Annotated in this window: 13 protein-coding genes; 2 read left to right on the forward strand and 11 right to left on the reverse strand. The window is 67.2% G+C overall.

The features are described from left to right. Positions 1-39: 39 nt before the first annotated feature. The 8 genes from C1932_RS11455 to C1932_RS11490 all read right to left on the reverse strand — a co-directional run bounded on the left by C1932_RS11455 (position 40) and on the right by C1932_RS11490 (position 7605). Positions 40-2427 (reverse strand): Tex family protein, encoded by a 2388-nt coding sequence (locus tag C1932_RS11455; RefSeq protein WP_108762250.1) that lies wholly within the window; start codon positions 2425-2427, stop codon positions 40-42. A 202-nt stretch (positions 2428-2629) separates the two neighbouring features. Next, positions 2630-2845, reverse strand: coding sequence for a hypothetical protein (locus tag C1932_RS11460; RefSeq protein ID WP_006452005.1), 216 nt, complete (start codon positions 2843-2845; stop codon positions 2630-2632). Between the two features lie 816 nt (positions 2846-3661). Next, entirely contained in the window at positions 3662-4117 is a 456-nt protein-coding gene (locus tag C1932_RS11465; RefSeq protein ID WP_108762251.1) for a hypothetical protein, read from the reverse strand. Beyond that, positions 4114-4317 carry a PspC domain-containing protein gene (locus tag C1932_RS11470; RefSeq protein ID WP_108749910.1) on the reverse strand — a complete coding sequence of 68 codons (204 nt, stop codon included), beginning with the start codon at positions 4315-4317 and terminating at the stop codon, positions 4114-4116. Before C1932_RS11470 ends, C1932_RS11465 begins: the two co-directional genes overlap by 4 nt. A gap of 63 nt (positions 4318-4380) precedes the next feature. After that, a complete protein-coding gene (locus C1932_RS11475) occupies positions 4381-4749 on the reverse strand; it encodes a YfeK family protein (protein ID WP_108762252.1) in 369 nt (122 codons plus the stop codon). Between the two features lie 45 nt (positions 4750-4794). Further along, positions 4795-5862 (reverse strand): class III poly(R)-hydroxyalkanoic acid synthase subunit PhaC, encoded by a 1068-nt coding sequence (gene phaC / locus C1932_RS11480; RefSeq protein WP_108756460.1) that lies wholly within the window; start codon positions 5860-5862, stop codon positions 4795-4797. After that, positions 5859-6968, reverse strand: a complete 1110-nt coding sequence (phaE, locus tag C1932_RS11485; RefSeq protein ID WP_108762253.1) for a class III poly(R)-hydroxyalkanoic acid synthase subunit PhaE — start codon at positions 6966-6968, stop codon at positions 5859-5861. Before phaE ends, phaC begins: the two co-directional genes overlap by 4 nt. A 22-nt stretch (positions 6969-6990) precedes the next feature. Next, positions 6991-7605 carry a phosphatidylcholine/phosphatidylserine synthase gene (locus C1932_RS11490; protein WP_108749915.1) on the reverse strand — a complete coding sequence of 205 codons (615 nt, stop codon included), beginning with the start codon at positions 7603-7605 and terminating at the stop codon, positions 6991-6993. Positions 7606-7951: 346 nt separating this feature from the next. On the opposite strand from C1932_RS11490, the gene C1932_RS11495 reads away from it, so the two are divergent. Continuing rightward, positions 7952-8602 carry a class I SAM-dependent methyltransferase gene (locus C1932_RS11495; protein WP_108762254.1) on the forward strand — a complete coding sequence of 217 codons (651 nt, stop codon included), beginning with the start codon at positions 7952-7954 and terminating at the stop codon, positions 8600-8602. A gap of 68 nt (positions 8603-8670) precedes the next feature. On the opposite strand, the gene C1932_RS11500 is transcribed toward C1932_RS11495, so the two are convergent. The 3 genes from C1932_RS11500 to C1932_RS11510 form a co-directional block, all read right to left on the reverse strand. After that, the gene (locus C1932_RS11500; protein WP_108753381.1) at positions 8671-9159 is read right to left on the reverse strand and encodes an 8-oxo-dGTP diphosphatase; all 489 of its coding nucleotides are present in this window, start codon (positions 9157-9159) and stop codon (positions 8671-8673) included. 41 nt (positions 9160-9200) lie between these two features. Beyond that, positions 9201-9713 carry a DUF1249 domain-containing protein gene (locus C1932_RS11505; protein ID WP_108749918.1) on the reverse strand — a complete coding sequence of 171 codons (513 nt, stop codon included), beginning with the start codon at positions 9711-9713 and terminating at the stop codon, positions 9201-9203. Positions 9714-9837: 124 nt separating this feature from the next. Beyond that, positions 9838-10659 (reverse strand): pyruvate, water dikinase regulatory protein, encoded by an 822-nt coding sequence (locus C1932_RS11510; protein ID WP_108749919.1) that lies wholly within the window; start codon positions 10657-10659, stop codon positions 9838-9840. Between the two features lie 144 nt (positions 10660-10803). Here C1932_RS11510 and ppsA point away from each other — a divergent pair, with 144 nt between their 5' ends. Beyond that, the gene (gene ppsA / locus C1932_RS11515) at positions 10804-13182 is read left to right on the forward strand and encodes a phosphoenolpyruvate synthase (protein ID WP_108762255.1); all 2379 of its coding nucleotides are present in this window, start codon (positions 10804-10806) and stop codon (positions 13180-13182) included. Positions 13183-13241: the final 59 nt, after the last annotated feature.

Genomic DNA, 13241 nt, shown 5'->3' on the forward strand with positions numbered 1-13241 from the left:
GTCCCCCCGCCACGGCAGGCGTGGCCGGGGGGCGATGGCTCAGCTGCGCTTGGCCCGGGCGAAGGCTTCGGCCAGGGCATTGTTGGCCGGCGGCGCCGAGGTGGGGGGACGCGCAGCGCCCTGCCCCTGGCCGCGGTTGGGGCCACGGTTTGCACCGCCATCGCGCCGCGCCGGCCCGCCCTGGCCGCGCTCATCGCGCGCACCGGGGCGGCTGGTGGCCTGGCCCGGGGTATCGTCCAGGCGCCGGGTCAGGGCGATGCGCTTGCGCGCCACGTCCACCTCCAGCACCTTCACCTTCACGATGTCGCCGGCCTTGACCACCTCGCGCGGGTCCTTCACGAAGGTGTCCGACAGCGCGGAAATATGGACCAGGCCGTCCTGGTGCACGCCGATATCGACGAATGCGCCGAAGGCGGCCACGTTGCTGACCACGCCTTCCAGCACCATGCCTTCGCGCAGGTCCTTGATGTCTTCCACGCCCTCGGCAAAGCGCGCCGCCTTGAACTCGGGACGCGGGTCGCGGCCCGGCTTTTCCAGCTCTTTCAGGATGTCGCGCACGGTCGGCACGCCGAAGGTGGCGTCGGTGAACTGTTCCGGCTTGAGCCCACGCAGGAAGCTGCCATCACCGATCAGCGCCTTGATCGGGCGCGCGGTGCTGGCCACGATGCGCTCGACCAGCGGGTAGGCTTCCGGGTGCACGGCCGAGGCGTCCAGCGGCTGGTCGCCATCGGCAATGCGCAGGAAGCCGGCGCACTGTTCGAACGTCTTTTCACCCAGCCGCGCGACCTTCAGCAGGTCCTTGCGGCGCTTGAACGGGCCGTTGTCATCGCGGTGGCGCACGATGTTCTCGGCCACCGTGGACGACAGCCCCGACACGCGCGACAGCAGCGCCGCCGAGGCGGTGTTCACGTACACGCCCACCGCGTTCACGCAGTCCTCCACGCGGGCATCCAGCGCGCGCGCCAGGCGGTACTGGTCCACGTCGTGCTGGTACTGGCCCACACCAATCGCCTTGGGCTCGATCTTCACCAGTTCGGCCAGCGGATCCTGCAGGCGGCGGGCAATGGACACCGCGCCACGCAGCGACACGTCCAGGCCCGGGAATTCCTTGGCGGCGAATTCCGAGGCCGAATACACCGATGCACCGGCTTCGCTGACCACCACCTTCTGCAGCTTCGGGTTGCCGATGGCCTTGATCGCCTCACCGGCCAGCTTGTCGGTCTCGCGACTGGCAGTGCCGTTGCCGATCGCGATCAGTTCCACGTTGTGCCGGGTGCACAACTGCTTGATCGTCTGCAGCGACTGATCCCACTGCCGCCGCGGCTCATGCGGGTAGATGGTTTCGGTGGCCAGCAGCTTGCCGGTTGCGTCGACCACGGCAATCTTGCAACCGGTGCGGATGCCGGGGTCCAGCCCCAGCACCGTCTTCGGGCCCGCCGGGGCAGCCAGCAGCAGATCCTTCAGGTTGTCACCGAACACCGCGATCGCTTCGGCCTCGGCCTTTTCGCGGGCCTGGTTGAACAGGTCCAGCAACAGGTGGGTATGCAGCTTGGCCCGCCAGGTCAGGCGGCAGGCGTCCAGCAGCCAGCGGTCGGCCGCCCGGCCCTGGTCGGCGATGCCGGCCTTGCGCGCCACGCGCCCTTCGGCGTACTGGTGGCCGGCCTCGGCATCGCTGCCCGGGTCCAGCTCCAGGAACAGGATTTCCTCGCGGCGGGCACGGAACAGCGCCAGCAGCCGATGCGACGGAATCTTCGCCAGCGCTTCGGCATGTTCGAAATAGTCGCGGTACTTGGCGCCCTCGGTCTCCTTGCCCTCGGCCACGCGCGCGCGGATCACGCCGGTATCGCCAAGCCAGGTGCGCAGTTCGCCCACTAGCGCAGCATCCTCGCCCCAGCGCTCCATCAGGATCGCGCGCGCGCCTTCCAGCGCGGCCTTGGCGTCGGCCACGCCCTTGTCGCTGTCGACGAAGGTGGCGGCGAAGGCCTGCGGGTCCTGGGTGGGGTCGCCCAGCAGGCCATCGGCCAGCGGTTCCAGCCCCGCTTCGCGTGCAATCTGCGCGCGGGTGCGGCGCTTGGGCTTGTAGGGCAGGTACAGATCTTCCAGCCGGCTCTTGGTATCGGCAGCCAGGATGTCGTTGCGCAGCGCGTCGCTCAGCTTGCCCTGTTCGTCGATGCTGGCCAACACCGCGGCGCGGCGGTCTTCCAGCTCACGCAGATAAGTCAGGCGCACTTCCAGGTTGCGCAGCTGGGTATCGTCCAGGCCACCGGTCACTTCCTTGCGGTACCGGGCGATGAAGGGCACGCTGGCGCCCTCGTCGAGCAGACCGACGGCGGCACGCACTTGGGTGGACTGGGCACCGATCTCGACGGCGATGGTCTGGGCGATCTGCTGGGCGAGCGCGCTCTGGGCGTTCTTGGCGTCGTGCATTGCTTCCGGTCTGTGCCGCGTTACGGGAAAGACCCATTCTGGCCATGCCCGGCACGGGCATACAAGCGTTGACAGCAGCAGGGTTCAGGCGGCAGCACCGGGTGGGGACGCCGGCATCCTGGCAGAGGGGGCCGTGCTGGCCGGGCTGGGATGCCGGCGCGGGTGCGCGCGCGTGGGCGCACCCTGCCGCATGGTGCGAAGGTCAGCGGTAATGGCGGGCCGCACGCTGCATGACGATATCGTCACGCATGCTTTCCAATGCCATCAAGCGGACCTTGCCGACACCCTGCAGTTCCATGAACCGCTCTGTGTAGAACTCCGGCCCCAGCGCGGTGTCGGCGCGGGATTTGCTGAAGCCGTAGGGCACCACGCCCTTCTCGCCGTCCTTGCTACCACCGACATAAAGAACAATCGCCATGTGATGTCTTCCTCCGAATTGCTACTACGTACTGCACACGATGAGCGGTACTTGTGGGCTCATCGGGGTAGAGCTTACCGCGACCAAGCTGACTGGAACGTCACGAAGGCTAATGACGATCAGTTGCATGCAGATGACGGCCCGATCACAGCAGAACGCTTACGGATCTTTAACTTCCAACTAACAAACGGGCGTTGCCAGCCAACGGCGCAGCCCCTCGTGGGTGGCTGGGAGCTGGTCGATCAACGGCAAAACCGTCGCGCTGGGCGGTCGGGTCGGGTTCGCGGGGGACGCCGTAAACCCTTCCATGGGGGCTTGGCCGCGGCATCCATGCCGCGGACACCCCCGCGAACCCGACCCGACCGCCCTCTGACAGATGGCTGCTGCGTCCGCCACCCACGGAAAAGAAAAAGAAGATCAAAAGCAGAGCAGCTTGGCCGGCGGCTCTTTGCTTCCTGTAGAGCCGAAGGCAGCGGCAGGAGCCGCTGCCAACGTCGCCCACGGCGACGGCCCGAAGGGTGCCGGTCAGGACGACCGGGATAGCCACGCTCGGCTGCGAGCAAGCGCAGCGAGCGACCCGCTTCTGCTTTTCTTTTTCTTTTCCGTGGCTGGACGCGCACGGAAACTGTCAGGGGTCGGGCGGGGTGGGTTCGCGGGACCGTTGGCGCCATGGATGGCGCCATCGAGCCCCCATGGATGGGTTTACGGCGTGTCCCGCGAACCCACCCCGCCCGGCCCAACCCACGATGCCAGTCGACTGCTGACTGGTCGACTCTACCGACCCCAGCCACGAGGGGCTGCGCCGTTGGCTGGAACCTACGGCCACCAGCCGTGCCCGAACCGGGCGTAGCGATCGGCCGCGCGCTCGAACGGATTGCGCGCACTCACGCCCCCGCACAGCAGATACACCGGCAGGTACAGCGGCCCCAGCACCAGGTACTGGTACACATGCGCCCGCTCATGGTCATCCAGCCGGATCAACGGCTCCACGCCCCACCCCGCCTGGTGCGCATAGGTGCGGCAGCACATGCCCAGATCGTGGCCGGTGTGCAGGATCACATTGCCCAGAGTGATCGCCCCGCCCGGGCCCCACGGCCAGCGGTCGAACACCAGCGCGCAGTCGCGGCCGCTCCAGCGCGGCCTGGCGCCACCCAGCAGGCCCGCCAGCCCGGCCAGCAGGCCGATCAACGAATTGGGGAGGGTCCACAGCGCGCCCAGCACCTGCACGGCGCGCAGCCACAGCGGCACCGGACGGGAGGCGGCCGTGTTCAATCGGCCTCGTTGGGAATCAGCAGCCACAGGATCAGGTAGACCAGGATGCCGGGGAACGCGGCCGACGCCAGCGACACCAGCACATAGACCACCCGCAGCAGCGTCGGGCTCCAGCCGAAACGGTGGGCGATGCCCCCCATCACGCCGGCGATCATGCGGTCGTTCAGTGAACGCGACAGCGTTTTCGGCGTGGTGTTCATGGTGGTTCTCCCAGGTTACGGAAAAGGCAGTCGAGCGTGGCTCGACTCTACACCGCCCCTTGTCTACGGCGTGCGTTGGCGCAGGGCCTGCAGGCGGGCGCTGAACCAGGCGGCGGCGCTCTGCTCCGGCTGGCCCGGGCAGCGGATCCGGTACGGCTTGCCGCTCATGCTGCTCTGGCTGGCAGCCCGTTCAATGAACTGTTCCGGAGTGTCGACCAGCTTCTTTTTCAGCAGGTAATCGTACTTGCGCTGCAGGTGCGCACGGGCGGCGGCGGCGTCATGCCAACTGCCATTGCGCTGGAACTGGCACGTCGAGCCGTCCAGGCTGCCGATCAGCTGGGCGATCTCACGCTGGGCCTGGGGATCGGGGGCGGCATGGGCCAGCGGGGCGGCCAGCACTGCAGCGAGGATGAGAAGGGTTCGTCGGGACATCGTGGTTTCCGGGTCGTGGCCAAGGGCGGTCGAGCAAGCTCGACTCTACCGGTCGCGGGCGTTCAGCCAGCCGTCGATGGTGGCCGGGACTTCGCGCTGGGCGCGGCCGGAGACGTAGATGCCGATGTGACCGCCGCGGAAACTGGACTCGGTGTAGTCCTGCGTGCCCAGGCGCCCGCGCATCGCGCGCGAGGCATCGGGTGGCACCAGGTGATCCTGCTCGGCGTAGATGTTCAGCACCGGCAGCGTTACTTGCGACAGATCCACGGCCTCTTCGCCGATGCGCACCGTGCCGTTCACCAGCCCGTTGCCTTGGTAGAACTGCTTGATGAAGTCACGGAATGCCTCACCGGCGAGGTCCGGCGAGTCGAAGATCCATTTCTCCATGCGCAGGAAATCTTCCAGCGCCGCCTTGTCATCCAGGATGTCGAGCAGTCCCACGTACTTCTGCACGTTCAAGCGGAACGGCTTGAGCATCAGGTAGCTGGCATTCATCAGGTCGGCCGGGATGTTGCCCAGCGTATCGACCAGCAGGTCCACGTCCACCTGCCGGGCCCAGTGCGACAGCATGTTGTCGGCGGTATGGAAATCGACCGGGGTGACCATGGTGATCAGGCTGGCCAGCTTCTGCCGGCGCAGCGCGGCGTAGCACAGGGCGAACACACCGCCCTGGCAGATGCCCAGCATGTCCACCGGCTCGCCGCTGCGCGCGCGCAGCGCATCCACGGCGCCGTCGATATAGCGCAGCAGGTAGTCTTCCAGCGTCTGGAAACGCTCGGAGCGGTCCGGGTAGCCCCAGTCCAGCACATACACATCCTGGCCCAGTGCCAGCAGTTTCTGCACCAGCGAGCGGTCGGCCTGCAGGTCGACCATGTAGGGCCGGTTCACCAGCGCGTAGACGATCAGCAGGGGCCGGCGCCGGGTGGGCGCTTGCTCACCAACGAAGCGGTACAGCACCACCTTGCCATCGCGCCAGACTTCCTCGCGGGCGGTGGCGCCGTAGTCCACGTCCTCCACCTGCGGCAGCAGCTTCAACCCTTCCATCAGCTTGCGCTGCATGGCCAGGGTTTCCTGCATCAGATCGTCGGCATTGAAGCCCAGCGGCCCTTTCATCGCCCACGCACCTTCGGCGCCGCGCGCGCGGTGGTCTTCTTGGCCGTCGCTGTCTTGGCCGTCGCTGTCTTGGCCGGTGCTTTCTTTGCCACCGCTTTCTTCGTGGCGGCCTTCTTCACCGGCGCCGCCTTCTTCGCTGCCTTGCGCGGCGCCGGCTTCACCTTGGCCGCCGCCGGCTGTGCCACCGGGTCCACGGCTGCCGTTCCGGCCAGCACCGCCACCTGCGCCTGCAGGCGGCGCAGGCTGCGCTCCAGCTCGGCAATGCGCCGGTGCGCGGTATCCATCTCACTCCGCGTCGGCAGGCCGATGCGTTCACTCATCTGTTCCACCTCGCGTTGCAGGCCTGCGCGCAGGCGCATCTGCGCGTTGCCCAGCGAGGCATACACCTGCTGGAACGGCTCGGACAGGGCGACCTTGGCATAGGCCTCTTCGGCCACTTCGATCCACAGGTCGAACATCGCCCGCGCACTGGTCAGCTGGCTGCCGGGCTGTTCGTGCTCGGCCAGGCGTTGCTCGAACAGGGTGAAGGCTTCATCCAACGCCTGCTTGATCTGCTCCACGTAGGCGCGCGAGTGCTGCTGGTACTCCTCCTGCGCGCGCAGCAGTGATTGCCAGCGCGCCTGGTGCTCGCGGCCCGGGCCGAACGCCGGGCTCTGCAGCCAGGGGCCGGCTTGCAGCTGCCACTGCTGCAGCCAGGCGGCGAATTCGGGCACCGACGATCCGGCCTGGGTGCTGCCGCGCGCGCCCTGCAGCATCCACTGCAGCATGCCCTCGCCCTGTCCGTTCACCGCCTCGCGCCAGGCCTGGGCCACATCGGCGCTGCTGGCGTCGCGACCGGCAAAGCGCGCGGCCACTTCCTGCATGGTGCCGTACCAGCTGCCGGCCTGTTCGCGGAACCGGCGCAGCGCGTCTTCCGGCGCGCCCTGCCCCTGTTCGGGCAACAGCTGCCCCCACCAGTCGAACAGGCGCTGCCAGCTGGCCGGGTCATCACCGGCCGGTGTACCCGGTGCGCCGGCGTGGCGCAGGGCATCGCCCCAGGCGCCGAAGTACTGCCGGGCCAGGGCTTCGAAATCGCTGCTGCCGGCGTCGTGGGCCGAGCTGGTCATCGTGCGCCTCCGCGGGGCTGCATCAGGGCTTGGGAATGCGCAGGGTCTTGCTGATCATCAGCGAACCGGACAGTGCGAACAACAGCACCATCGGGTGCAGCTGCCACGGGCCGATCTGCCACTGCCCGAACCAGATGTCCCGGCCGATGGCATCGGTGCCGGCGGCGATGGCCAGCACGATCACCAGCGCCAGGCTGGTGGGAATGGGCGTGCCCTCGAAGTACTTGACCTTGCCCTCGTCACCGGCCAGCGCCTCGGCAGTCACGTTGTAGCGGGCCAGGCGGCTGACCCCGCAGCAGACGAAATAGCTCAGTACCAGCCAGTCCCAGCCACCCTGCATGCCGCAGGCATAGGCCAGCGCCGCCGGCGCCACGCCGAAGGAGATCACGTCGGACAGCGAATCGAGTTCGCGGCCCAGGGTGGAACTGGATTTGCGCCAGCGTGCGATACGGCCATCCAGCGCGTCGAAGATGAAGGCCAGCGGGATCAGCGCCATGCCAAACAGCAGGTAGCCACGCTCGCCGTCCTGCAGGAAGCGCATCGCGGCAAACACCGCGCCGGTGCCGCAGAACGCATTGGCCAGGGTGAACCAATCGGCCAGCTGGAATTCGCGCAGCATCGAGAAATGACGTTTCATGGAATCTCACGGGGCATCAAGGGCCACAGGGTACCGCGACCACCGGCGCGGACAACAGCGCGGCGATGACCCGCCTTCACCCGGGCATCACGCCCGCTCACCTGCGGTGAATTTTTCGCCACCCATCTTGACAGCCTAGGGGGGTGGCGCCTGCCACGGCTTATCCACAAAGTTGCCCACGCGTAATCCACACCCCCTGTGGACAACCCCGTCGCAGGGGCTGCGACGCTGGCTATTTTCTCATCACCACGGTGCGGGGTTTTCCTACTTCCCAACCCGGGCGCGCAGCGCTATGGTCAACGGCGGACCCGCCGCCGCCACGTCCGAGTTCCCCCCTTGACGGACGATGTTGATGCTGGATGCACGTACGCTGGCCGCGCAGTTGCGGCAGCCCCATGGCGAGGCCGCGCTGGCCATGGGCGAATCGATGAACCGCAGCAACGCGGCACTGAACCAGGCCGCCATCGCCCTGCTGGCCGTTGCCGATCACGAACACGTTCTGGAAATCGGCCCCGGCAACGCGGCCTTCGTGCCGCTGCTGCTGCAGGCCCAGGGCAGCCGCTATCTGGGCATTGAACTGTCCACGGCCATGGTCGAGGCCGGCAACCAGCACCTTGCCGCGGCGGGACTGGCCGACCGCGCCGCGCTGCGCACGGGCGATGCCCACGTCCTGCCGGTCGCCGATGCCAGCATCGATGCCGCATTGGCAGTCAACACGCTGTACTTCTGGCCGGACCTGGCCCCGGTACTGACCGAGCTGGCCCGCGTGCTGCGCCGGGGTGGCCGCGCGTGCCTGGCCTTCGGCGATGCCGCCTTCATGCGCACCCTGCCCTTCACCGATGATTTCCACCTGCACGAACTGGACGCGGTGGAGCTGGCCCTGCGCGTGGCCGGGTTCAGTGTGTGCGGCTGGCGCGCGCACCGCGAGACGGCGGTCGGCAATGATGGGCAGACGCGGGACAAGTATTTCCACCTGCTGCTGGCCCAGCGCCGCTGAGCCACCCCGCCGGGGTCAGATCGGTAGCGCCGGGCCATGCCCGGCGAGCACTGCGGCGCCCGACCGCCTCACAGCCGGCTGAACGACCAGCTCTGCATGCGCCCGTCGCGGTACGGCATCACCCCGTGGAACGGCCGCGGGTCGGCATCGAACACCAGCGGCAGGAAGTTGCGGTCGCCTTCCCACATCGGCAGCGTGTCCAGCTTGTCCACGTCCACCCACTCCAGGGTGCCTTCGTGGTTGCCGCCGTGCGGGGTGCCCTCGAAGCTGTCGATCACGAAGACGAAGCCGAACCAGTCCTCGCCGTGCTTGCCGAAGCCCGGCCAGCTGATGGTGCCGCGCAGGCGCATGGCCGTGCAGTCGATGCCCGCCTCCTCGGCGATCTCACGGCGCATGCCGGCGGCCACGTCCTCGCTGGGCTCGACCTTGCCGCCCAGACCGTTGTACTTGCCCAGGTGGTGGTCACCGGGCCGGGTATTGCGGTGGATCATCAGCACCTGGCGGCGATCGGGCGACAGCACATAGCCCAGGGTGGCGACGATCGGGGTATACGGCATGGGGCGGATCCGGCGGCGGGTCAGCCCACGATTATGGCCGATCAGCGCACCAGCGACAGGCGGCGTTCGGCCGAAACCGCTGCGGGGCCGTCCGGGTCGCGGCGCAGGGTGGCCACGCCATGGCCGCGCTCAGCCAGGTATTCCAGCCACTTGCCCAGGAAGGTGTTCATGCGCATGCGGTGGTTGATCAGCTCGGCCGGTGGCGGGTACAGCCCCATGGTGTCCTGCCAGCGGCGGCCCACGTAGCAGTGGGTGGTCTCGGCCTGGCGGGCATCCCGGTACAGGCGCACATAGGCCGAGGGGTCCGGTTCGCCGGTCACCGGGTCGGCCAGGTCGTAGGTCAGGCGCAGCTCCACCGTGTAACGGTGGCATTCGATCACGTCCAGGCGCACGTCCAGGCCGTCGCCCACCGAGGAAACATAGCTGCCAGCGGTCAGTTCGGCCGGCGCGAACAGGCGCACCAGGTGCCGGTAATTCTCGGCATACAGGCCCATCAGCCAGCTCAGCCGGCTGAGGCGGGGAATGCGTTCGGTTCGGGGCGAGGCGTGGGCCATGGGTCGATCCTACACGTTGGCCATACAACGTGGGGGCACGATGGCCCCGGCCAAAGGGGGCGTTTCAACCACCGCCGGGCATGGCCCGGCGCTACCGACCACGGCACCCGGCGGGCCGCACCGGTCAATACAGCTCGCGCTGCAGCCCCAGCGTGGCCAGCACCTTGCTGGAAATCTCCTCGATCGAGGTATGGGTGGTGCTCAGGGTCGGGATCCGCTCCATCTGGAACATCACCTCGGCCGCGGCCACCTCGCGCTTGCAGGTGTCCAGGTTGGCGTAGCGCGAATTCGGCCGGCGTTCCTGGCGGATCTGCTGCAGGCGGTCCGGGTCGATGGTCAGGCCGAACAGCTTGCGCCGGTAGTTGCGCAGGCGCGGCGGCAGGCGGTCGCTCTCCAGGTCCTCGTCGGTGAGCGGGTAATTGGCCGCGCGTACCCCGTAATGCAGGGCCAGGTAGATGCACGTGGGGGTCTTGCCGGCCCGCGACACCGCCACCAGGATCACGTCGGCATCGTCATAGTTCACCGCGATCCCATCATCGTGGGTCAGGGCGAAGTTCATCGCATTGATGCGGCGGTGGTAGGTGTCGAAATCCACCATGCCGTGGGCCTGGCCGACCCGGGCCAGGCGCGGGCTGGCCAGTTCCCGCTCCAGCGGCTCGATGAACGGGGCGAACACATCCAGCATCAGCGCCCCGCTTTCGGCCAGGATCAGGCTCAGGCTCTGGTCCACGCAACTGTTCACCACGATCGGCCGAACCTGGTAGCGCTCCCCCGCCGCATGGATCCGGGCACAGGCTTCACGCGCTTTTTCGGGGTCATCGACAAAAGACATTCGGTCGGTAATGAAGCTGAACCCGGTGAACTGGGTGAGCAGGCTATGCCCAATGGTTTCAGCGGTGATACCGGTTCCATCGGAAACGTAGAACACCGGTCGGATGGTCGACATGCGCGCTTTTACCCCCTACGAAGCTTAAAAGGGCCGCCAGCACAAGCTTGTGCCGACGGTGGTCTGCCCGGCATCATATCGACTTCTTCCTACGGACGCGGCCACTCAGCCCGCCTCGGGCGATGGCCAAACGGAGCATCGCGCTTGAACGAGAACATCCTGTGGTTGCACGAACTGCGTCTGGCCGATCTGGCCCGCGTGGGCGGCAAGAATTCCTCGCTGGGCGAGATGATCGGCAACCTGGCCGGTCTGGGCGTCTCCGTCCCCGGAGGCTATGCGACCACGTCTGAAGCCTTCAAGGACTTCATCGCACACAACGACCTGTCCAAGCGCATCTTCGACAAGCTGGCCACGCTGGACGTCGAAGACGTGACCGCGCTGACCGCGGCCGGCAAGGAGATCCGCAGCTGGGTGATCGATGCGCCGCTGCAGCCGCAGCTGGACCAGGACATCCGCAGTGCCTACGCCAAGCTGAGCGCCGACAACGGCGGCGGCGACGTGGCCGTGGCCGTGCGCTCCTCGGCCACTGCCGAAGATCTGCCCGATGCCTCCTTCGCCGGCCAGCAGGAAACCTTCCTCAACGTGACCGGTGCCGACGATGTCGTGCACAAGGTCAAGGAAGTGTTCGCCTCGCTGTACAACGACCGCGCCATCGCCTACCGCGTGCACCACGGCTTCAAGCACGAAGACGTGTTCCTGTCCGCCGGCGTGCAGCTGATGGTGCGTTCGGGCGTCGGTTCCTCCGGCGTGCTGTTCACCCTGGACACCGAATCGGGCTTCCGTGACGTGGTCTTCGTCACCTCCTCGTTCGGCCTGGGCGAAATGGTCGTGCAGGGCGCGGTGAACCCGGACGAGTTCTACGTCTACAAGCCCACCCTGCAGGCCGGCAAGCCGGCGATCCTGCGCCGCTCGCTGGGCAGCAAGGCGATCCGCATGGTGTATTCGGACGTGCCCGGTGAGCGCGTCAAGATCGAAGACACCCCGGCCGACCTGCGCAGCACCTTCTCCATCAGCGACGAGGACGTGCAGGAACTGTCCAAGCAGGCGCTGGTGATCGAAAAGCATTACGGCCGCCCGATGGACATCGAGTGGGCCAAGGACGGTGTCAGCGGCAAGCTGTTCATCGTGCAGGCACGGCCGGAAACGGTGAAGTCGCGCAGCCACGCCACCCAGATCGAGCGCTTCGCGCTGACCGAAAAGGGCGGCAACGTGCTGGCCGAAGGTCGCGCCGTCGGCGCCAAGATCGGCTCGGGCGTGGCCCGCGTGGTCAAGACCCTGGACGACATGAACCGCGTGCAGCCCGGCGACGTGCTGATCGCCGACATGACCGACCCGGATTGGGAACCGGTGATGAAGCGCGCCTCGGCCATCGTCACCAACCGTGGCGGCCGCACCTGCCACGCCGCCATCATCGCCCGCGAACTGGGCGTGCCTGCCGTGGTCGGTTCGGGCAATGCGACCAAGGTCATCGAAGATGGCCAGCCGGTCACCGTCAGCTGCGCTGAAGGCGATACCGGTTTCATCTACGAAGGCCAGCTGAAGTTCGAGCGCACCACCACCGACCTGGGCAACATGCCGGCGGCGCCGCTGAAGATCATGATGAACGTGGCCAACCCGGAACGTGCCTTCGACTTCGGCCAGCTGCCGAACGCCGGCATCGGCCTGGCCCGCCTGGAAATGATCATCGCCAGCCACATCGGCATCCACCCGAATGCGCTGCTGGAATACGACCGCCAGGATGCGGCCACCAAGAAGAAGATCGACGAGAAGATCGCCGGCTACGGTGATCCGGTCAGCTTCTACGTGAACCGCCTGGCCGAAGGCATCGCCACCCTCACCGCCTCGGTCGCACCGAACCCGGTGATCGTGCGCCTGTCGGACTTCAAGTCCAACGAGTACGCCAACCTGGTCGGCGGCAGCAACTACGAGCCGCACGAAGAGAACCCGATGATCGGCTTCCGCGGCGCCAGCCGTTACGTCGATCCGAGCTTTGCCGCCGCCTTCGCGCTGGAATGTCAGGCCGTGCTGCGCGTGCGCAACGAAATGGGCCTGGACAACCTGTGGGTCATGATTCCGTTCGTGCGCACCCTGGAAGAAGGCCGCAAGGTGGTCGAGGTGCTGGCCCAGAACGGTCTGAAGCAGGGCGAGAACGGCCTGAAGATCATCATGATGTGCGAAGTGCCGTCCAACGCACTGCTGGCCGATGAGTTCCTGGAAATCTTCGACGGCTTCTCGATCGGTTCCAACGATCTGACCCAGCTCACCCTGGGCCTGGACCGCGATTCGTCGATCGTTGCGCACCTGTTCGACGAGCGGAACCCGGCGGTGAAGAAGCTGCTGTCGATGGCCATCAAGTCGGCGCGTGCCAAGGGCAAGTACGTCGGCATCTGCGGCCAGGGCCCGTCCGACCATCCGGATCTGGCCGAATGGCTGATGCAGGAAGGCATCGAGTCGGTGTCGCTGAACCCGGACACCGTGGTCGACACCTGGCTGCGCCTGGCCAAGCTGAAGGCCAACAGCTGAGGTCGCAGTGGCATGGGCTGACGTCGTGTTCATCGTCGTCGGCCCATACTGGCGCTGCG

The organism is Stenotrophomonas sp. YAU14D1_LEIMI4_1 (assembly GCF_003086815.1).
In the GTDB taxonomy this organism is placed as follows: domain Bacteria; phylum Pseudomonadota; class Gammaproteobacteria; order Xanthomonadales; family Xanthomonadaceae; genus Stenotrophomonas.